This is a genomic window from Streptomyces sp. NPDC005266, from assembly GCF_040607655.1.
Taxonomy (GTDB): domain Bacteria; phylum Actinomycetota; class Actinomycetes; order Streptomycetales; family Streptomycetaceae; genus Streptomyces.
This window is the reverse complement of the sequence record NZ_JBEXHC010000006.1, coordinates 48,686-68,930: the sequence shown is the minus strand read 5'-3', so window position 1 is coordinate 68,930 and position 20,245 is coordinate 48,686. Positions and strand designations below refer to the sequence as shown.

The 20,245-nt window shown below is 70.7% G+C and carries 20 protein-coding genes and 1 pseudogene; 8 read left to right on the top strand and 13 right to left on the bottom strand.

Annotated features, from left to right (window positions below):
- Positions 1 to 130: 130 nt before the first annotated feature.
- The 5 genes from ABZU99_RS13835 to ABZU99_RS13815 form a co-directional block, all read right to left on the bottom strand.
- On the bottom strand, positions 131 to 823 hold the full coding sequence (locus tag ABZU99_RS13835) for a demethylmenaquinone methyltransferase (RefSeq protein WP_355940040.1): 693 nt from the start codon (positions 821 to 823) through the stop codon (positions 131 to 133).
- 42 nt (positions 824 to 865) lie between these two features.
- Positions 866 to 1,315, bottom strand: a complete 450-nt coding sequence (locus tag ABZU99_RS13830; protein WP_355940037.1) for a hypothetical protein — start codon at positions 1,313 to 1,315, stop codon at positions 866 to 868.
- A gap of 22 nt (positions 1,316 to 1,337) precedes the next feature.
- Positions 1,338 to 2,537 carry a cyclic dehypoxanthinyl futalosine synthase gene (gene mqnC / locus ABZU99_RS13825; protein ID WP_355940034.1) on the bottom strand — a complete coding sequence of 400 codons (1,200 nt, stop codon included), beginning with the start codon at positions 2,535 to 2,537 and terminating at the stop codon, positions 1,338 to 1,340.
- A 164-nt stretch (positions 2,538 to 2,701) separates the two neighbouring features.
- A complete protein-coding gene (locus ABZU99_RS13820; protein WP_355940031.1) occupies positions 2,702 to 4,591 on the bottom strand; it encodes a protein kinase in 1,890 nt (629 codons plus the stop codon).
- A gap of 99 nt (positions 4,592 to 4,690) precedes the next feature.
- Complete coding sequence (locus ABZU99_RS13815; RefSeq protein WP_355940646.1) at positions 4,691 to 5,515, bottom strand: menaquinone biosynthesis protein; 825 nt, start codon at positions 5,513 to 5,515, stop codon at positions 4,691 to 4,693.
- A 405-nt stretch (positions 5,516 to 5,920) separates the two neighbouring features.
- Here ABZU99_RS13815 and ABZU99_RS13810 point away from each other — a divergent pair, with 405 nt between their 5' ends.
- On the top strand, positions 5,921 to 6,124 hold the full coding sequence (locus ABZU99_RS13810) for a cold-shock protein (protein ID WP_009715975.1): 204 nt from the start codon (positions 5,921 to 5,923) through the stop codon (positions 6,122 to 6,124).
- Between the two features lie 561 nt (positions 6,125 to 6,685).
- Here ABZU99_RS13810 and deoC read toward each other — a convergent pair.
- A complete protein-coding gene (deoC, locus tag ABZU99_RS13805) occupies positions 6,686 to 7,378 on the bottom strand; it encodes a deoxyribose-phosphate aldolase (RefSeq protein ID WP_355940028.1) in 693 nt (230 codons plus the stop codon).
- Positions 7,379 to 7,550: 172 nt separating this feature from the next.
- Between deoC and ABZU99_RS13800 the strand changes: the two genes are divergently transcribed.
- The 6 genes from ABZU99_RS13800 (at position 7,551) to ABZU99_RS13775 (ending at position 14,348) form a co-directional block, all read left to right on the top strand.
- Positions 7,551 to 8,612 (top strand): GntR family transcriptional regulator, encoded by a 1,062-nt coding sequence (locus ABZU99_RS13800; protein WP_355940025.1) that lies wholly within the window; start codon positions 7,551 to 7,553, stop codon positions 8,610 to 8,612.
- A gap of 185 nt (positions 8,613 to 8,797) precedes the next feature.
- Positions 8,798 to 9,949: an alcohol dehydrogenase catalytic domain-containing protein gene (locus ABZU99_RS13795; protein ID WP_355940022.1), complete on the top strand. Its 1,152-nt coding sequence runs from the start codon at positions 8,798 to 8,800 to the stop codon at positions 9,947 to 9,949.
- A complete protein-coding gene (locus ABZU99_RS13790) occupies positions 9,946 to 11,280 on the top strand; it encodes an MFS transporter (protein WP_355940020.1) in 1,335 nt (444 codons plus the stop codon). The genes ABZU99_RS13795 and ABZU99_RS13790 overlap by 4 nt, the downstream gene beginning before the upstream one ends.
- A 2-nt stretch (positions 11,281 to 11,282) precedes the next feature.
- The gene (locus ABZU99_RS13785; protein WP_355940017.1) at positions 11,283 to 12,590 is read left to right on the top strand and encodes a trehalase family glycosidase; all 1,308 of its coding nucleotides are present in this window, start codon (positions 11,283 to 11,285) and stop codon (positions 12,588 to 12,590) included.
- A gap of 2 nt (positions 12,591 to 12,592) precedes the next feature.
- The gene (locus ABZU99_RS13780; protein ID WP_355940014.1) at positions 12,593 to 13,588 is read left to right on the top strand and encodes a Gfo/Idh/MocA family oxidoreductase; all 996 of its coding nucleotides are present in this window, start codon (positions 12,593 to 12,595) and stop codon (positions 13,586 to 13,588) included.
- Positions 13,589 to 13,730: 142 nt separating this feature from the next.
- Complete coding sequence (locus ABZU99_RS13775; RefSeq protein ID WP_355940693.1) at positions 13,731 to 14,348, top strand: hypothetical protein; 618 nt, start codon at positions 13,731 to 13,733, stop codon at positions 14,346 to 14,348.
- A 144-nt stretch (positions 14,349 to 14,492) separates the two neighbouring features.
- Here ABZU99_RS13775 and ABZU99_RS13770 read toward each other — a convergent pair.
- The 7 genes and pseudogenes from ABZU99_RS13770 to ABZU99_RS13740 form a co-directional block, all read right to left on the bottom strand.
- Positions 14,493 to 14,690 (bottom strand): annotated as a pseudogene (locus ABZU99_RS13770) (Clp protease N-terminal domain-containing protein); the annotation flags it as partial.
- 21 nt (positions 14,691 to 14,711) lie between these two features.
- The gene (locus tag ABZU99_RS13765; protein WP_355940011.1) at positions 14,712 to 16,037 is read right to left on the bottom strand and encodes a dicarboxylate/amino acid:cation symporter; all 1,326 of its coding nucleotides are present in this window, start codon (positions 16,035 to 16,037) and stop codon (positions 14,712 to 14,714) included.
- 373 nt (positions 16,038 to 16,410) lie between these two features.
- A complete protein-coding gene (locus ABZU99_RS13760; RefSeq protein ID WP_355940008.1) occupies positions 16,411 to 16,698 on the bottom strand; it encodes a DUF4229 domain-containing protein in 288 nt (95 codons plus the stop codon).
- Between the two features lie 60 nt (positions 16,699 to 16,758).
- Positions 16,759 to 17,283 carry a GNAT family N-acetyltransferase gene (locus ABZU99_RS13755; protein WP_355940005.1) on the bottom strand — a complete coding sequence of 175 codons (525 nt, stop codon included), beginning with the start codon at positions 17,281 to 17,283 and terminating at the stop codon, positions 16,759 to 16,761.
- Between the two features lie 131 nt (positions 17,284 to 17,414).
- The gene (locus ABZU99_RS13750) at positions 17,415 to 18,107 is read right to left on the bottom strand and encodes a UdgX family uracil-DNA binding protein (RefSeq protein ID WP_355940002.1); all 693 of its coding nucleotides are present in this window, start codon (positions 18,105 to 18,107) and stop codon (positions 17,415 to 17,417) included.
- Positions 18,108 to 18,185: 78 nt separating this feature from the next.
- A complete protein-coding gene (mqnE, locus tag ABZU99_RS13745) occupies positions 18,186 to 19,379 on the bottom strand; it encodes an aminofutalosine synthase MqnE (RefSeq protein ID WP_355939999.1) in 1,194 nt (397 codons plus the stop codon).
- Between the two features lie 108 nt (positions 19,380 to 19,487).
- Positions 19,488 to 19,949, bottom strand: coding sequence for an Lrp/AsnC family transcriptional regulator (locus ABZU99_RS13740; RefSeq protein WP_355939996.1), 462 nt, complete (start codon positions 19,947 to 19,949; stop codon positions 19,488 to 19,490).
- 114 nt (positions 19,950 to 20,063) lie between these two features.
- Here ABZU99_RS13740 and ABZU99_RS13735 point away from each other — a divergent pair, with 114 nt between their 5' ends.
- Entirely contained in the window at positions 20,064 to 20,231 is a 168-nt protein-coding gene (locus ABZU99_RS13735) for a hypothetical protein (RefSeq protein WP_355939993.1), read from the top strand.
- The last annotated feature ends 14 nt before the right edge of the window (positions 20,232 to 20,245 follow it).

Here is a 20,245-nt window from a genome sequence, read left to right as displayed (position 1 = left end):
ACTGGACAGCAGCAGTCTATGGGGGCGTACTCCGCCCCTCGCGAAGGGCCGTACCCGGCCTGGCCCCTCCTGCCCTCGCGAAGGGCCGTACCCGGCCTGGCCCCTCCTGACGGTGAGCAGCTGGACGCCGCTACGCCTTGAAGGCGCGGTGGAGGGCCACCACGCCTCCCGTCAGGTTGCGCCAGGCCGGTCGTGACCAGCCGGCCGAGCGCAGGCGGGCGGCCAGCGCCGGCTGGTCGGGCCAGGCGCGGATGGACTCGGCGAGGTAGACGTACGCGTCCGGGCTGCTGCTGACCGCCGTGGCGATCGGCGGCAGCGCGCGCATCAGATACTCGGTGTAGACCGTGCGGAACGGCTCCCACGCCGGATGGCTGAACTCGCAGATGACGAGCCGGCCGCCGGGCCGGGTCACCCGCAGCATCTCGCGCAGCGCACCCTCGGTGTTCTGGACGTTGCGCAGCCCGAAGGAGATGGTGACGGCGTCGAAGACCCCGTCCGCGAAGGGCAGCCGGGTCGCGTCGCCCGCCGTCAGCGGGAGACGCGGATGGCGCTTCCTGCCCGCCCTGAGCATCCCGAGCGAGAAGTCGCACGGCACCACGTACGCGCCCGCCGCGGCGAAGGGCAGCGAGGACGTACCCGTACCGGCGGCGAGGTCGAGCACCCGCTCACCGGCGCGGGCACCGACGGCGCGGGCGACCGCCCTGCGCCACAGACGGGCCTGCCCGAGGGACAGCACATCGTTGGTGAGGTCGTAGTTGGCCGCCACGTCGTCGAACATGGCGGCGACTTCGTGCGGCTGCTTGTCCAGGGATGCTCGGGTCACGTCCCCATTGTTCACCGCGCGGCGCCCCGGGCCCGCAGGGGGTCAGCGACGGCGGTGCACCAGCCGCCCCGCGACGACCGTGGCCAGACAGGCGCCGTCAGCGTCGAAGACGGCCAGATCCGCGCGGCCTCCCGGGACGAGGGCGGGCGGGCGCGGCCGGTCGAGGACGGCGATGCCGACGCGGTGGGCGGCCGCGCGCAGTTCGGGGTCGGTCAGCCGCTCCGCGAGGACCGCTGTCGCGCCCCGCCGCAGCAGGGCGTGGATCCGCTCGCGCGGGCTGGGCGCCTCCGGCACCGGGCCCTCGTGGACGAGGGCCGGGCCGAGCTCGCCCGGCCACTGCCGCACCCGGGCCGCCGGATACCGCCGGCGCAGCTCGTCCAGGGTGCCGACGGCCGCTGTACGGTCGCCGTCCACCGCGACGGCGGCATCGGGCAGCGGCGCCGCGTCGTCAAGGGTGCGCCGGACGACGGGCGCCGCGTGGAGCGTGAGCATCAGGAGGCTCTCCAGAGGCCTTTCAGGAGGCGTCGATCAGCTTCAGCTCGGGGTGGGCCGTGCCGCCGTCGATCGCCGTCGACGACAGATGCGAGACGACGTGGTCGTCGACCGGGTCGTTCGCGGGGTCGTCGTGCACCACCAGGTGCTCGTACGTCGTCGCGCGCTGCGCCGGCACCCGGCCCGCCGCGCGGATGAGATGAAGCAGCTCCATCCGGTTGGAACGGTGACGGGCGCCGGCCGAGGAGACCACGTTCTCCTCCAGCATCACCGAACCGAGGTCGTCCGCCCCGTAGTGCAGCGCCAGCTGACCGGCCTCCTTGCCGACGGTCAGCCAGGAGCCCTGGATATGGGCGACGTTGTCGAGGAAGAGCCGGGCGATCGCGATCATCCGCAGATACTCGAAGACGGTCGCCTGCGTCTGACCCTTCAGATGGTTGTTCTCCGGCTGATAGGTGTACGGGATGAAGGCGCGGAAGCCGCCCGTACGGTCCTGCACATCGCGGATCATCCGGATGTGCTCGATCCGCTCGGCGTTGGTCTCGCCCGTGCCCATCAGCATCGTGGAGGTGGACTCCACACCGAGGTTATGGGCGATCTCCATGATCTCCAGCCACCGCTCACCGGACTCCTTGAGCGGGGCGATGGCCTTGCGCGGCCGCTCGGGCAGCAGCTCGGCGCCCGCGCCCGCGAAGGAGTCCAGACCGGCCGCGTGGATCCGGCGGATCGCCTCCTCGGCCGAGACGCCCGAGATCCGCGCCATGTGCTCGACCTCGGACGCCCCCAGCGAGTGGATCACCAGCTGGGGGAACTCCTTCTTGATGGCCGCGAAGTGCTTCTCGTAGTACTCCACGCCGTAGTCCGGATGGTGACCGCCCTGGAACATGATCTGCGTGCCGCCGAGTTCGACGGTCTCCGCGCACCGGCGCAGGATGTCGTCGAGATCGCGGCTCCAGCCCTTCGCCGTGTCCTTGGGCGGGGCGTAGAAGGCGCAGAACTTGCACGCCGTCACACAGACGTTGGTGTAGTTGATGTTCCGCTCGATGATGTACGTCGCGATGTGCTCGGTGCCCGCGTACCGGCGACGGCGCACCGCGTCCGCGGCGGCTCCGAGCGCGTGCAGCGGCGCGGACCGGTAGAGGTCCAGCGCCTCCTGCGGGGTGATACGCCCCCCGCCGGCGGCGCGGTCGAGGACTGCCTGCAGCTCTGCGTTTGCGGTCACCGGGGCGTACCTTTCGGCGGTTTAGGGGCGGACCGGCCCAGCGTACGCCAGCGGACTTACGGGCCTCTTGACGACCCTGCGGGTGTGTGCCCCGTCCACGGGGTTCACCGGGGCTCACCGGGGTTCACCGGGGCTCACCGGGGCTCACCGCGGCTCACCGCGGCTCACCGGAGCTTGCGCAGGGTGCCCGTCGGATTGCCCCCCGCCTCGTCCTTCGCCTTGTAGGCCAGCGCGCCGTCGGAGGTGAGCGTGAACCGCTCGTCCGTCGAACCGTCACTGCACCCCTCCTGGGGACCGGACCCCTTGAGCCGGGAGTCGAGCCGGAGTCGGGTCGGGGTCGCGGAGATCAGCTTCCAGCTGCTGTCACAGCGCAGCACCGACAGCTTCACCCGGCCGCTCGCCACGTCCTGGCCCGTGCCGCCCTGCCGGAAGGTGATCGTCATCGTGCCGACGGGGATGCCGGAGTCGGAGGTGAGATCGCCCTGCCAGGTTCCGAGGAACACCTTCGGGACCGCGCCCTTGGCCGTGCCGGACGCTCCCGCGGAGGGGCTCTGGCCCTGTGCGCTGCTGTTGTCGTCGCTGTTGTCGTCGCCCCCGTTCCCGGGGAGCACGTGGAAGACGACCGCGGCCGTCGTCGCGGCGGCCAGCGCGCCCGCCACCGACAGCACCAGGGTGCAGCTCAGCGCCCTGGGCCGCTTCCGGCCGCCCACGGAGGCGGAGAGGGCGACGCTGCGGCCGGCGTCGACCGGGGCCGGGAGGCCGGCCGGGGCGGAGCCGTCGGCCGGGGCGGCGTGGTCGGACGGGGCGGGGTGGTCGGACGGACCCTTGGGGGCGATTCCGTTCCCGTACGACGGGTCGGGCGGGCCGAAGGCGCCCAGCACGGGTGGGGCCTCGGCGGGCGACGCAGGCTTGGGGGCCTGGGCCTCGGCGGCGCTCTCCGGGGTTCGCGAGCTCCCGACGGCGGGCAGCGAGCTCCCAGCGGCAGGCAGCGAGCTCCCAGCGACAGGCGCCGAGCCCCCGACGGCAGGCACCGAGCTCCCAGCGACAGGCGCCGAGCTCCCAGCGACAGGCGGCGCAGGCTCGGGGGCCTGGGCCTCGGCGGCGCTCTCTGGGGTTCGCGAGCTCTCGGCAGCGGGCGGCGGAACCACCGCATCCGCCTCCAGGTCGAGCAGCTCCACCGCCCGCCGGCTCACCCGCTCGACCAGCGCCGCCGGCAGCCAGCCGGACCGTACGAGCCCCGAGGCGCCGTCCGCCGGGGCGAGGCGGTGCGCGATCCGCTCGGGCGTGGGCCGGTCCGCCGGATCCTTGGCGAGACACGCGGCGACCAGATCCCGCAGCTCACCCGTGAGCTCCGGGCCGAGCCGGGGCTCCTCGTGGACAACCTTGTAGAGCAGCGCGGCCGAGCTGTCGCCCGGGAAGGGGCCCGCACCGGTCGCCGCGTATGCCAGCACCGCGCCCAGCGAGAAGACATCCGCCGGACCGCCGACGCCCCTGCCCAGGATCTGCTCGGGCGACATATAGCCGGGCGAGCCGATGGAGGCGCCGGTGGAGGTCAGCGAGACCGTGCCCTCGGTGGCGCGGGCGATGCCGAAGTCGATCAGGCGCGGACCGTCGAGGGCGAGCAGCACATTGGACGGCTTGACGTCGCGGTGGACGAGACCGAGCAAGTGCACCGCGCCCAGCGCCTCCGCGAGGCCCGCGCCGAGGGTCCGTACCGTCGCTTCGGGCAGCGGACCCTCGTCGGTTACGGCCTGACTGAGGGTGGGGCCCGCCACATACCCCGTGGCCACCCACGGAACACGGGCATCCGGGTCGGCGTCCAGAACCGGCGCGGTCCAGGAGCCACCGACCCGGCGCGCGGCCGTGACCTCGCGCCGGAAGCGGGCGCGGAACTCCTCGTCGAGCGCGAAATGCGCGTGCACCACCTTGACCGCCACCGTGCGCCCGCCCGCGCTGCGGCCCACATAGACCCGGCCCATCCCGCCCGACCCGAGCCGTCCGAGCAACCGGTACGCGCCGATGACCTGCGGATCGTCCTCTCCCAGCGGATCCATGGCGTTGCCTCCCCCTCGACTGCGCCGGTCCAGCTTAGGCCGCGGCGAGGACGCGGCCCACCGCGGTTTCCGCTCCGGCCACGGTTCCGCTCCCGGCCGTCAGGAGGCGGTGGACGCGTCCAGCAGCTCCACCCGCACATCCGCCGGGAAGCCGGTGTCCGGCCCCGTACGGCGGGCGAACTCCGCGATCCCCTTCAACTGCGCCTCACCGAGGCTGAAGTCGAGGGTGGTGAAGTACCGTTCCAGCACCGACTCCTCCAGCGTCTCCCAGCGCGCCGCGTGCTCGGCGACCTTGCCGACCTCCTCCAGGGAGAGGTTCCGGGAGGCCACGAACGCCTCGTGCACCTGGCGCACGATCACCGGTTCGCGCTCCAGATAGTCGCGTCGGGCGGCCCAGACCGCGAAGACGAAGGGAAGCCCGGTCCACTCCTTCCACAGCTGCCCCAGGTCGTACACGTGCAGACCCAGGCGGGGCGCGTCATGGAGGTTGGCGCGCAGCGCGGCATCGCCGATCAGCACCCCCGCCTCCGCCTCCTGCATCATCAGGCTGAGGTCCGGCGGACAGGTGTAGTAGTCGGGCGCGATCCCGTACCGCTCGGCGAGCAGCAGCTGAGCCAGGCGTACGGAGGTGCGCGAGGCCGAGCCGAGCGCCACCCGCGCCCCGTCCAGCCGCTCCAGCGGCAGCTGCGAGACGATCACGCAGGACATCACGGGCCCGTCGCAGCCCACCGCGATGTCGGGGAGCGCCACCAGGTCGTCGACGTTGCGCAGATACTCCACGAGGCTGATCGGGCCGATGTCGAGGTCGCCGCTGACCAGCAGGTCGTTCAGCGTGTCGGGCGAGGCCTTGGTGAGCTCGAAATCGAGGAGCGAGCCGGTTCTGGCGAGACCCCAGTACAGCGGCATGCAATTGAGGTACTGGATGTGACCGACTTTGGGCCGGCTCCGACCATGGCCGGTAGCGCCTGTGACGCTTTCGGAGGCGTCCTGCGTACTCCGCGAGGGGGAACTCGGTGAATTGTCCACATCCGGAGGCTAGCCCCGGCTACCGCCGGGAAGGGCGGCGGGGTGGTGGCCCGCACCGCGTAATATCGGGCCGGCAAGCGCTCGACCTGCGGTCCTATCCAACCCACGGGCTCCGGAAACCCCTCGTTTTCGTGATCTTCGGCTCTTTCCTCGCGCACACGGTGCGTGCTAAGCTCGCCGCAAGTTGCAGTTTGGTTTCCCTTGCAGTACAGAGCCTGCGGAGCATGTAACCGCAGGCTTTTGTAGTTTTCAGACTTCTTGCAGGTTCTGGAGCAGGGCAACCCTTTGGCCCAAGGAGGGCTTATGGCTACCGGAACCGTCAAGTGGTTCAACGCCGAGAAGGGCTTCGGCTTCATCGCCCAGGACGGCGGCGGCCCCGATGTCTTCGTTCACTACTCCGCGATCAACGCGTCTGGCTTCCGCTCCCTCGAGGAGAACCAGGCCGTGACTTTCGACGTCACCCAGGGCCCGAAGGGCCCGCAGGCCGAGAACGTCAGCGCGGTCTGATCTAGCACCACCCAAGGAGCCCTGCTCCCCCGTCACCAGCGGGGAAGCGGGGCTCCTGCCTTTTGCGCCTGCGGCGCGCCCGGGTCTCCACGAGGGGGCCGGCACATCGTCGGGCGCGCGCCGGCCCAGCCGGGCACCGCATTCCGCGGCGGCCCGTTCCCAGCCGGGCACCGCATTCTGCGGCGGCCCGTTCCCGGCCGGGCAACCCCGGTTTGCCACGGCCGCGGCGGCGCCGCCGCGTCAGGCCAGTCCGCCAGGAGGTAGGGCAACGCACCAGCCGCAGCCGTCCGGCGGTTCCTGCGGGGCACAGCCCCAGCCCGGCAGCCTGCTCGCGTCGCTCCCGCACAGCCACGACGACACCCGCCCCCCTCGGGGCGTGACGGCCCGGCGGGCCCAGGGGCGGCGGCATGTGCGGGCCTCGCGCAAGGGAAGTCTCGGCGGGGCGCCCGCGCGCCCGCTCCGGCACAGGCCCGTGACCGTCGGCCGAGGTGTCAGGTCAACGGCCGGCGGTCACGGGAGACGGTGATTCCACAGTGCGAAGGCGGACGGATGGCGGTCGCGTCAGGCCCTCGCGCGGCGCGCGGCCAGGTCATCGAGGATGGTGGCAGTGGCGGTGGCACCGAAGCGCTCCGCCCCGGCCTCGACCATTTCCAGCAGCACGTCCAGCGTGCGTACGCCGCCCGCCGCCTTGACCTTCATGCGCGCGGGGACGTTGGCCCGCATCAGCCGGACGTCCTCCAGGGTCGCCCCGCCCGGGGCGAATCCGGTGGACGTCTTCACATAGTCGGCTCCGGCGCGCTCACTCAGACGGCACGCCCGGATCTTCTCGTCGTCCGTGAGATAGGCGTTCTCGAAGATCACTTTGACCACGGCCTGTCCGGCGGCGGCCTCCACGACGCCCGCGATGTCGTCGGCCACCGCGTCGTCCTCGCCGGCCCGCAGGCGGCCGATGTTGAGCACCATGTCGAGCTCCGCCGCTCCGTCCTCCAGGGCGGCCGCGGCCTCGACCGCCTTGACCGAGGTGGTGGAGGCGCCGTGGGGGAAGCCCACTACGGTGCCGACGAGCACCCCGGTGCCGGCCAACGCCTTGGCGGCCCTGACCACATCGGCGGGCTTCACGCAGACGGAGGCGACCTCATAGCGCGAGGCAAGGGCGCAGCCGGCCAGCACATCGTCGGTGGTCAGCTCGGGGCGCAACAAGGAGTGGTCGATCATCCCGGCGATCCGGGGGACATCAACGCTAGTGAGATCCATAGTCTGTCCCTATTGTGAGCGTGTTCTGTCCGATCGGTTCGTGACAAGAAACCGTCTTGTCCAGCCACTGACGAGGTGCATGTCATGGCAGTCACGGCACGTGAACCCCCTTGCGGCTCAGGGGAGTTGCGACGCCGGACTGACATTAACAGCGACCTGTCTATACGGCTAGATGGCCTCACGCCGACGCACGGATCGAGCGCGGCGCCACCCGGGCACCCACACCGGCTTCGGCCTTCGGTCGCATCCATCGCCACATTCACCCCACACCCCGCCGGACAGACACAGGCCCCACTCGGCCCGCTGTTCGGGCGGGCGCGGGCAGCCGCGCGGCGTGCCGCACCCGGCCGCGATACGCGACCCCTTCTCCCGCCGCGGCGGTTTTACCTCACGTCACCGCAGCAGCGTTGATGGTGACGCGGACCACATTGAACCAGGGCTAGTTGACTATACAGCCAATTGGCATATTCTTTTTTCGGAGGCCCCAATGGGAGCGGACTTCGCGCCCAGGTATCACCAGATTGAGCAGGCGCTTCGAAGGCGAATCGCCGAGCACCGACCGCACGACCCGCTTCCTTCGGAGACTGAACTGTGTGCCGAATTTGGGGTAAGTCGAATGACGGCACGAGCCGCTGTGCAGCGGCTGGTGGCGGAGGGTCTTGTCTACCGGGTTTCCGGGCGCGGTACGTTTGTCGACGAGCCACCGACACACCGTCGCGCGGAGAGCCTGGTGCGGTTCAGTGAGGAGATGCGCCGACGGGGTCGTACACCCTCCTCCACATTGATTTCGGCGGGAATCCGCCAGGCCACCGACGAGGAAGCCGACCGGCTGCGGCTGCACAAACCCGCACAGGTCGTGGAGATCAACCGCGTTCGGCTGGCCGACAATGTTCCAACCGCTCTTGAACTCGCCGTCTTTCCCGGGGAGCTGGCGGGGCTGCTCAAGATCGACTTCACGGTGGCCTCCATGCACCAGGCACTCGCCGACCTGAAGCGGTTCCCCACCCGGGGTCACTCGTCCGTCCGGGCCGCGATGGCCACTCCGCTGGAAGCCGGCCTGCTCTCCATCGCCCCGGGGGCCGCGTTGCTCGTCGAGGCGCGGCTGATCCTGGACCAGGAAGGACGGCCGCTGGAGCTCACCGAGTCACGCTACGCGGGCGACAGGTACGCACTCGATGTCGCCTTCGAAGTGGACTCCCCGGAGCCGGAATCCCCGGAGAAAGAAGGGGACTGACCCCAGGCCCAGTCACAGGAGAGCCGATCACGGGGTGCGGATGCGCGGTTTTCCGCCGCGCTCAACCGAAGCTGTTCCCTACCCTGTGGCCGGTTTGTTCCGGGGCGGAGCGGTGAGCAATGCGTATTTTGGGCAGTCGCCGAAGCCTGCCCGCGTGCGAATCTCAACAAGAAAGAGGAAACGCTGTGTACGCGTACGTCATGACCGCTCCCGGTGAACTGGTACGTTCCCTCGTGCCCGACCCGGAATGCGGCACCGACGAGATTCTGCTGCACACCGAGGCTGTCTCGATATGCTCCACGGACGTGTCCTATTTCCGTGGCCACCTGTTTCCCGAGGCATGGCCGATTATTCCCGGCCATGAGTACGTCGGCCGCGTGGTCGAGGTCGGCGCGAGCCTGCGGGACGCCGTGCGGGTGGGTGACCGCGTGACCTATTGGGGCCAGACGGACTTCGGCGGAATGGCGGAGTACCGAGCGTTACGCCCGCTGTTCCCCGGACAGCTGGGCACGGAGACATCCTGGTACACCGAGCGCAACTTCTACGACGCCGACCAGGCGGCCGCCGTCATCCTGCCGCCCACCATCACCTCGGACCTGGCGTCGGTGATCGAACCCCTCACCTCCGTCCTGCGCTCCCTGCTGCTGAACCCGCCCAAGCCCGGTGACCACTGCGTCGTCCTCGGCTGCGGCCCCAGCGCCCTGCTGGCAGTGCAGGTGCTGGACCGCTGCCTCGGCGCGGGTTCCATCACCGTCCTGGACCAGAACGACCCCCGGCTTGCCCTCGCCCTGCGCCACGGCGCGTCCGTCGCGTTCAACACCGCCACCCAGAGCGCCGACCTGGACGCTCTGGTGCGCGAACACCACGACCAGTACGCCGACTATGTCTTCGACGCCCTGCCGCACATCGGCGCGCCCGGCCCGGCGACGGGCCGGGACATCCGCGAGCAGGCGATGGGGCTGCTGCGGCCGGGAGGCTCGTACGTCATCTACGGCGCGACCGCCGTGCCCCAGCGCATCAACACCTGGATGATCCTCGCCAAGGGTCTGAAGCTGCTGTCCACCCCGTTCGACGTGCGCTCCTTCCCGATGACCCGGTCGGCGAACGTCTCCGGCATCGCCCTGCGCCTCATCGAATCCGGTCTGGTGGACGCCCGCCCGCTGGTCACCTCCCGGGTCGCACTGGACGACGAGAAGGGCGTACGCGAGGCGTTCATCACCTACGGCGAGGGCGCGTCGATGAAGACCTCCATGCTCGCCCCCGAGGTCCTGCTGGACTACATGGAGCGGGAGGCCGCCGCCGACGGGTTCACCGCCGAGGTGGGTGCCGCGGGATGACCACGACGGTTCCTCTTGGCACCGCCGTCCCGGACCGGCCAGTCTTCGTCCGCGACCGCCTGACCGGCATGGCGTACGGGGGCCTGGCGCTGTACGCCTTCCTGCTGTACGCCCTCGGCCCGCTGCTGCCCCTGTTACGTGACGACCTGCGGCTGAGCTACACGGTCATGAGCCTCCACTCCACGGCCTTCGCGGCCGGCGCGGTGCTCACCAACCTGGTGTTCGAGCGGGCGAGGCGGAGATTCGGCTACCGGACGCTGTTCTGGGCGGCGGCCGTCGGCCTGGTCCTCGGTGGGCTCCTGCTGGCCACCGGCCGTTCCGTCGCCATGACGCTGACGGCCGCGGCCGTCAGCGGAATCGGCGGCGCTCTGCTGCAGACGACCGCCCTGGCCGTACTCGCCGAGCACCACGGTCCGCTGCGCGACCGGGCCCTGGTGGAGGCGAACGCCGGCGCCAGCGCGACCGCCCTGGCCGCGCCCCTGGTCATCGGCGCGCTACAAACCGCCGGTGCGGCCTGGAACTGGACCCTGCTGGTACCCCCCGTGGCGGCGGCCGTCCTCTACGCGGTCTTCCGCCACGACCGCCTACGGCCCCGGAGCGACGTCTCAGCGCACGCCGGTGCACCGCCGGGCCGCGGGGGCGCCGCGAACGACGGTGGCTCGGTGGACGGCGGTGGCCCGGCGGACGAGTGTGGCCCGGTGGACGACGGGGGACGCCTGCCGGCCGCCTTCTGGCTCCTGGCCGCGCTGTGCGGCGTCGCCGTCGGCGCCGAGTTCTGCCTGGTGTTCTACGGTTCACCGCAGCTCACGGGGGTCGTGGGCCTGACGGCGGGCAGCGCGGCCACGGCGATGAGCCTGTTCTACGCCGGCGCACTCCTCGGCCGCCTGGCCGGAAGCCGGCTGACCGCCTCACGCCGTCTGGCAGAGCTCATCTTCGCCGCCCTCGGGGTCAGCGTGGCCGGATTCCTCACCCTCTGGGCCACCGGCAGCGCCTGGGTGGCCCTGACCGGGCTGTTCCTCAGCGGATTCGGCATGGCCAACCTCTTCCCCCTGGCGCTGTCCCTGGCGGTGAGCGCCGCACCCGGCAGCACCGGTCGCGCCACCGCCTACGTCCAACTCCTCGTCGGCACTGCCATCATGCTCGCCCCCCTGCTGCTCGGGGGGCTGTCCGACCGGCTCGGCGTACGCACCGCCTTCGGACTCGCCGGCCTCCTCCTCCCGCTCGCCGCGCTGCTGCTCCTCCTGGGACGCCGCGCGGCAGCCGCCACACCCCCCGTCCCCGCCCCCACCTCCACTCCCGCGGCAGCCACCGCATCCCAAGGAGTCAGCTGACGATGCAGACCGGCACCAGCGGCGACATCGCGCGGAACACCCTGCGCATGAACCGCCGCAGCGGATTCTCCAAGGCCGCTCAGCGGCCGTACGACTTCACCTGCCCCTCACCGGACAGCTACCCCTTCCAGTGGGCCTGGGACAGCTCCTACCACGCCATCGCCCTCACACACACGGACACCCAACGGGCCCGCGCCGAACTGCGCTCGCTGCTCAGCGCCGCGGCGCCCAGCGGCTTCCTGCCGCACATGGTGCTGTGGCAGGACGACCTGCGGCCCACCGCCACCGCCGAGTTCCGCATCGACCTGTGGCAGGAATGGCGATCCGTCACGATTGCCCCGCCCGTGGCCGCCAGGGCCGTCGAACGCGTCCATCAGGCGACGGGCGACAACCTGTGGCTGAACCGGGTGCTTCCGCCCGTGCTGGCGTTCTTCGGCTGGCTGAAGCAGCACCGCACCAGCCCGTCCACCGGCCTGCTGGAGATCTATCAGCCCGACGAGTCCGGCCTCGACTGCAGCCCCAAGTACGACGCCGCGCTGGGCCTCGGCGCCCTCCCCGACGCGGCCGTCCACGACGCCTGGCACGACGCCATGCGGGAGCTCATCGGCTCCTACTCCACCGGGGACCGGTCGCCGGAGACCCCGTTGCGGGCCCGCGGCCGGTTCGTATGGAACGACGTCCTCGTCAACACCGTCTACGCCGACGGCCTGGCCTGCCTCGCCCGCCTCGCGCGGATCGCCGCGCTGCCCGAACGGGTCGCCACCCGGCTCACCGAGGACGCCGCCGCCATCGGTGCCGCGCTGGTACGGCACTGCTGGGACGACACCGCCGGGGCCTTCCACGACCTGGACCTGGTCGCCGGTCAGCGGGCCGAGGCGCTCACCGCCAGCTCCCTCTTCCCCATCCTCCTCGACTCGATCCCCCGGGAACTCGCGGAGCGGGTCATCGAGGAACACCTGCTCAACGAGAAGGAGTTCTGGCGGCCGTACCCGATCCCCAGCGTTGCCGCCAACGAGCCCTCGTACGACCCGGAGTTCGCCACCCGCGCCATCTTCCGGGGCTCCAGCTGGGTGAACCTCAACTGGTACCTGTACTGGGGCCTCAGAAAGCGCGGCTACCGTGCGGAGGCGCGCACCCTCGCCCAGCGGACCTGCGAACTCGTCACCCGCTCCGGGACGCGCGAATGCTACGGCCCCGAGGACGCGACCGGGCACGGCGCCCGCTCCTTCGGCTGGAGCTCCCTCGTACTGGACCTGGCCGCCGCCGAAGCCATCGAAGCCGCAGAAGCCGCCGAACAGGAAGAGAACTGACCATGGCCAACTGGGGATTCCTCGGAGCCGGCTCAATCGCCGCCTCCAGCCTCGGCCCGGCGGTGCACGCCGCCGACGGCGCCGTACTCCACGCGGTGGCGGCCGGCAGCCGCACCCGCGCCGAGGCCCTGCGCCCGGCGAAGACCTACCCCTCCTACGACGACCTGCTGCGGGACCCGGACGTGGACGTCGTCTACATAGCCCTCCACAACAGCGCCCATCGCCCATGGGTGGAACGGGCCTTACGCGCGGGCAAGCACGTCCTGTGCGAAAAGCCCCTCGGGCTGACCGCGGCGGAAGTGGACGCCATGGTCGACACCGCCAGGGACACCGGCCGGCTCCTCGTCGAAGCCGCCTGGAACCGCTGGCACCCCCGCACCCGCGACCTGGAAGCACTGATCGACAGCGGCGCGGCCGGCGAGGTCCGTAGCGTCATCTCCCGCTTCGACGGAACGGCCCCGGCCGAGGGCAACTACCGCCTCGACCCGGCCCTCGGCGGCGGCGCCCTGTACGACGTCGGCTACTACGCCGTCGCCGCCGCCCTGGCCGCCTTCGGCTGGCAGACCCCCCAGGTGATCCGCGCTGAGCAGGACCAGTGGCACCCCCACTCCGCCGACTCCCGCTCCGCCTTCCTCCTCGCCTTCCCCGGCGGGGGCACCGCCGACGTCCACTGCGCCCTGGACGGCGCGCCGGGCACGCCCTTCACCGAAGAGCTGACCATCACCGGCACGAAGGGCACGCTGCGCATGCCCCCACCGGCCTTCTGTGCCGGCGCGGCACCGTCCCGCCTGACGGGAGACGCCCCCGGTACGGACCGCGCGTACCCGGCCGTCGACCCCTACCGGCTGATGGTCGAGGCGATGAACGCGGCTGCCGACGGCACCGAGCCCACCCCCTACCTGGTGCCCTGGGAGCAGTCCCGGCTCATCGCCGCGACCCTCGACGCGGTGCGGGAGGCATGCCGCCCGCACGCCGCTCGGGTCCCGTCCCTCCCCTGAACAACGCGGCCATAAGGTCCACGTCGCCGAGCGGGCCCCGACGAAGGTGTCCCGCTCGGCTCCCATCTGAGCATCCGTACCTACCCGGCTCTCCGTTCCCGCACGGATGTTCGGGGGCGCCCCCACCTCATAACGTCAGCCCATGCCCACACCCCGCACGCGGCAGCCGGAGCCGGCCCCGGCACCCGAGGCCGCGCAGACTCTCAGCGCCGGCCAGGTCATCAAGGGGGTCCTGGTGGCGCTGGGCATCATGCTGCTCATCGGGCTGTGCGCGATCGCCTACCTGGTCTCGTCCCTGGAACGGGACATCGAAGCCCACGACGGCACCATCGACGTGGTCGGCGACGCCCCGGAAACGGACGGAAGCCCGCAGGCCTACGAGAACGGGGCGGAGGTCACCTTCGGCACCCCCCGGCGCATCCGCCCGATCCCCGGCGACGACAACCACAGGCCCGGGGACCTCACGTACACATACACCGTCACCATCTCCAACGACACCGGCAAGACCCTCCGCCTCGGAAGCGGCCTCTCCTCCGACCTCTACGAAGGCCAGGCCCTCCCGGACAGCTCGATCGTGTACGGCACCTGGAAGGTCAAGGGCCTGAAGCCCAACACCCTCCCCGACCGCCTCGCCCCCGACGACCGAATGGAGGCCACGGTCCGGGTCAACGTCCCACCCCACACGCCGTTCCTCAACCACGAACTGCGCATCGCCGAGGGCTACGAAACCATCTACATGAAGCTGGGCCTCAGCGACTAAGCGGATGCGGTGAGGTTCGCCGCTGATCCCTCGCCGTTCGGCCTGGCCGAGGGCTTCGACGCCGAGAAGGATCAGCACTTGACTTCCCCGTAACCGCTTAGAGCGACCCCCACCCGGGTGTTCCGTGTCGTCGAGCGTTGTCAGATCGAGGCCGGCGGCGCTGAGCACGGTCGCGGCCACGCCGCAGCCGATCTGGGCGAGGCCGAGTAGCAGGTGGTCGCAGTCGATGAGCGCGGAGCCGCCGCGCTCAGCTCGCTCCTCCGCGATCGCGATGGCTTTACGGGAGTAGGGCGCGGGCCAGGCAGCACGGTGCCCCCGGACCTCGGGGAGGTCCGGGGGCACCAGCTGCCGTGGGTACGGGCCTTACGCGGCGGCGAGCTGAGGCTCCGGCTCGTCGCGGTCGTCCAGCGGGGAGGCGCTGGCGTGGGTGTATGCCTCGCGGTCGAGGATCTTCTCGCGGGCCGAGACGATGACCGGGATCAGGGCCTGGCCTGCGACGTTGGTGGCGGTGCGCATCATGTCGAGGACCGGGTCGATGGCCATCAGGAGGCCGACGCCCTCCAGAGGGAGGCCGAGGGTGGAGAGGGTCAGGGTCAGCATGACCGTGGCGCCGGTGAGGCCGGCGGTGGCGGCGGAGCCGATGACCGAGACAAAGGCGATGAGGAGGTAGTCACCGATACCGAGGTGGACGTCGAAGATCTGGGCGATGAAGATCGCGGCGATCGCCGGGTAGATCGAGGCGCAGCCGTCCATCTTCGTGGTCGAGCCGAACGGCACCGCGAAGGAGGCGTACTCCTTGGGGACGCCGAGGCGCTCGGTGACCTTCTGGGTCAGCGGCATGGTGCCCACCGAGGAGCGGGAGACGAAGGCCAGCTGGATGGCGGGCCAGGCACCCTTGAAGAAGTTCAGGGGGTTGACCTTGGCGACCGCCGAGAGCAGCAGCGGGTAGACGCCGAACATGACCAGCGCGCAGCCGATGTAGATGTCGGCGGTGAAGGTCGCGTACTTGCCGATGAGGTCCCAGCCGTACTCGGCGATGGCGTAGCCGATGAGGCCGAGGGTGCCCAGCGGGGCGAGGCGGATGACCCACCACAGGGCCTTCTGGAGCAGTTCGAGCACCGACTGGCTGAGGGTGAGGATCGGCTGTGCCTTCTCGCCGAGCTGGAGGGCGGCGACGCCCGCGACGGCGGCGAGGAAGACGATCTGCAACACGTTCAGCTGGGTGAACGGGGTGATGATGTCGGTCGGCACGATGCCGGTGAGGAAGTCCAGCCAGGAGCCCGCGTGGTCGGGCTTGGCGCCGTCCTTGGGGGTGAGGTCGGTGCCGGCGCCCGGGTTGGTGAGCAGCCCGATGGCCAGGCCGATGGCGACCGCGATCAGCGAGGTGGCCATAAACCACAGCAGGGTGCGGGTGGCCAGCCGGGCGGCGTTGTTGACGTTCCGCAGATTGGTGATCGAGATCAGGATCGCGAAGAAGACCAGCGGGGCGACGGCGAGCTTCAGCAGCTGGACGAAGATCGTGCCGATCTTGTCGAGCGTGGTGACCAGCCAGCTCACATCACCGCTGCGGGCGATCCAGCCGAGCAGTACGCCGAGGACGAGGCCCAGCAGGATCTGGGCCCAGAACGGAACCTTGGGCAGGCGGAAGGACGGCGACGTCTTGGCGGACGTCTCGGGGGCGGACGACAACGGACACACTCCGGGAGCGCTGGGAAGGGGAAAGCAGGGGAGAGAAAACGCCGGGAGTCCGTACGGGATCTCCGGCCGCTGTACGAGAGGCGGGTCAGCGGCGGCGACAGGCCGCGGACAGGCAGCGGCAAAGATCGATGTGCAGGCGCGCCACGAGCGGAACGCTCGCTGCGATCGGGGGCGCGGCTGCTGTCTTCATGACAAGCAGAGTAACACCGTGACTTTGGGGATCCCAAAGAAAATCTATGAGATGGCAGGGGCCGGAATCGGCTCAACGCCCCATGCGCCAGCGGGTGCTGGCGCATGGGGCGCCGGAGTGGTGTGCGTGAGGTGTGTGAGGAGGGTTACAGCGGAGGTTGCCGACCCGCGCCGGTCAGACGCCGTCCTCCTGGCTCTGATTCGCCGCCAGCCGCTCCTTGGCCCGGTCCACCTTCTCGGCGACCTGCACCGCCATGGCGTCCCGCTGCTTGCGCAGCAGCACCCAGCTGAGCGGCGCGGAGACGATCAGGGCGAGCAGCGCCACCCAGAACAGATTGGACCTGCCGAGACCGGCGGGGAGCACGCGGAAGTAGACCAGGGCCCAGATGGCCAGAAACGAGACGAGGAAGATGCCCAGACGCATGAGGGAGTAGCGGAACGCGGCACTCGGCCTGAGGGACACGGCTCGTCCTCTTTCTGCTGGGAGATCCTGCCCTTCCAGTGAATCACGGCCGCTTTTGGATCAATTCAGCGGCAGCCACATGGTGATGTCGTCCGTGAAGTCGCCCTCCGCGACCCGGATGGCGCCCGGCACCCGGCCGACTTCCTTATAGCCGCAGGCGGCGTAGAACTGCTCCAGACCGCGGCCGCCGCGGCAGGTCAGCCGTATCCCGGTGATCCCGGCCAGCCCGCGCGCCGCCTCCTCGGCGGCGGCCATGAGCTCGCGACCGTAGCCCTTGCCCTGGTGGGAGGGGTGGACCATGACGGTGTAGAGCCAGCACCAGTGGCGCATCAGCCGGTGGGTGTTGAGCCCGAGGACGGCGGTCGCGGCGACCGCCCCGGTCTCATCGCGTCCGACGAGCAGCCGGGCGCGGTCCTCGGCCATGGCGACGAGGTGTTTGACCAGGTCGGTGCGGACGTCATCGGCGGTGACGGGCGGGACGAAACCGACGGCGCCGCCCGCGTTGGAGGTGTCCGCCCACAGCGCGCAGATGCCGTCGCGCAGCTCGGGAGAGACGGCGGGGTCGAGTTCTAAGGTCAGCGGCATACGGGCGACGATACGCATACGGAGTGACAGTCCGCCCGGCTCGCCCGGCCACCGAGACCGGGCTCGGCGAGGTGTCGGGCCCACCGGAGCGACCGGCACATCCAGGCGCCCGGCTCCCCAAAACGCACAGCTCAGCGAGGCGGCGCCCCGCTCAGCGCCTCCGCCGCCACCCTCAGGTCCGACACCAGCCCCGCGTACGCGGCCTCCCGGTCGTCGGCCCGCAGGACGGCGGAGGGGTGGATCGTGGGCACCACCGGCTCTCCGCGCGCCGGCCCGGTCTCGTCGCCCTCCAGCAGCATTCCGCGCTGCTTGGTCACCCGGAACGACGACCCCAGCAGCGCCTTCCCGGCTGTCGCGCCCAGCGCCACGACCACCTCGGGCTCGATCAGCGCCAGCTCCGCGGCCAGCCAGGGTGTGCACGCGGAGATCTCGCGCAGGCTCGGCGGCTTGTGGATCCGGCGCTTGCCGCGCTCGGGGACATGGGTGAACTTGAAGTGCTTGACGGCGTTGGTGATGTACGTCTCGTCCGGGTCGATACCGGCCTCGTCCAGCGCCCGGTCCAGCACCTTGCCCGCCGGGCCGACGAAGGGCTTGCCCTGCCGGTCCTCCTGGTCGCCGGGCTGCTCACCGACGAGGACCACCCGGGCCTCCGCGTCCCCCGCTCCGAAGACGGTCTGGGTCGCCTCACGGTGCAGCGGGCAGCCCCGGCACTCGGCCGCCGCCCGCCGCAGGGCGGCCAGGTCGGCGCCTTCCGGGACGAAGGGTTCGGCGGTGTACGCGTCCTCGGGGTCTTCGGGGCTCCTGGGGCTCGCCGCTCGGGTCATGCGCCCCGGGTGCCCCGCTCAGCGTCGCTCAGACAGCCGTCGTGGGGCCGGTCGGGCCCGCCGCGAGAGGCAGCGGGCTCACGCCCGCATCGGCTGGGGTGCCTCGCGTCGCGCCGGGTCCGGGCCCTCGTACTCGCGGATGATCTCGTAGCGGGTGTTCCGCTCCACCGGGCGGAAGCCCGCGTCCCGGATGAGGTCCAGCAGATCGTCGCGGGTCAGCTTGTTCGGGGTGCCGTAGTTGTCCGCGTCATGCGTGATCTTGTACTCGACGACCGAGCCGTCCATGTCGTCCGCGCCGTGGTTGAGCGCGAGCTGGGCGGTCTGGACACCGTGCATCACCCAGAAGACCTTGACGTGCGGGACGTTGTCGAACAGCAGCCGCGAGACCGCGAAGGTCTTCAGCGCCTCCGCGCCCGTCGCCATGGTCGTGCGGGCCTGAAGGCGGTTACGGATCTTGCCGTCCTTCATGTCCACGAAGTCGTGCTGGTAACGCAGCGGGATGAAGACCTGGAAGCCGCCGGTCTCGTCCTGCAACTCCCGCAGGCGCAGCACGTGGTCCACCCGGTGCCGGGGCTCCTCGATGTGTCCGTAGAGCATCGTGGACGGGGTCTTCAGCCCCTTCTGGTGCGCGAGCCGGTGGATGCGCGACCAGTCCTCCCAGTGGGTGTCGTGGTCGACGATGTGCTGCCGCACCTCCCAGTCGAAGATCTCCGCGCCGCCGCCGGTCAGAGACTCCAGGCCGGCGTCGATCAGCTCGTCGAGGATCTCGGAGGCGCCGAGCCCGGAGATCTTCTCGAAGTGGTGGATCTCGGTGGCGGTGAAGGCCTTCAGCGAGACCTGCGGCAGGGCCTCCTTGAGCGCCTTCAGCGACCGGGGGTAGTAGCGCCAGGGGAGCGTGGGGTGGAGGCCGTTGACGATATGGAGCTCGGTGAGGTTCTCGTTCTCCATCCCCTTGGCGAGGCGGACGGCCTCCTCGATGCGCATCGTGTACGCGTCCTTCTCGCCGGGCTTGCGCTGGAAGGAGCAGTACGCGCAGGACGCGGTGCACACGTTCGTCATGTTGAGGTGACGGTTGACGTTGAAGTGGACGACGTCGCCGTTCTTGCGCGTGCGCACCTCATGGGCGAGACCGCCGAGCCAGGCCAGATCGTCGGACTCGTACAGGGCGATGCCGTCCTCGCGCGAGAGCCGCTCCCCGGCGCGGACCTTCTGTTCCAACTCCCGCTTGAAACCCACGTCGTGTGTGGTCACCGTCACGCGGCCGCCTCCCATACGTCTGCCCTACGTCTGCCGATGCCGGCCTCGGCCCTCTGCCGGTACGTGCCTCGGCCGTCTTCGATACGAGCCTCGGCCGTCTGCCGACGTCGGCCTTGGCCGAGACTACGCCTCGATGTCCTCGGGGAGTTCCCCGACCCGGTTCTCCCACTTCGTGGACAACACGATCGTGGTGCGGGTGCGCGAGACGCCCTTGGTCCGGGAGAGCCGCCGGATGGTGCGCTCCAGGCCGTCCACGTCCGAGGCGCGCACCTTGAGCATGTACGAGTCGTCGCCCGCGATGAACCAGCAGTCCTCGATCTCGGCCAGGTCGCGCAGCCGCCCCGCCACGTCCTCGTGGTCGGTGGCGTCGGAGAGCTGAATGCCGATCAGGGCGGTGACGCCGAGCCCGAGCGACGCGGCGTCAACGGTCGCGCGATAGCCGGTGATGACGCCGGCCGCCTCCAGGCGGTTGATCCGGTCCGTGACGCTGGGCCCGGAGAGGCCGACGAGCCTGCCGAGCTCCGCGTACGAGGCCCTCCCGTTCTCCCGCAGGGCCTGGATGAGCTGCCTGTCCACCGCGTCCATATGCCGAGCGCCTTCCATTATTCAGAGTCAGAGCATCATTACATGTAGAATCTAAGGCACTAGGGCCACAACCCCTGCAAATCTTCTAGCCGTTCGATCAGTTTTCCTCAGGAGATGAGACTCACCGTGTACACGATCGAAGGTGTTGAAGCCCGCATGCTGGAGCTGCGGGACCTGGCCAACCGCTCGCGTGCGAACGTCCGTCCCGCCTCCCGCGCGGCCCGCCGCGCGGCCGTCGTAGCGGCCCGCGCCGCCCGCGCCCGCAAGCGCTGGACGCGCTGAGCGCGTCCATGGAG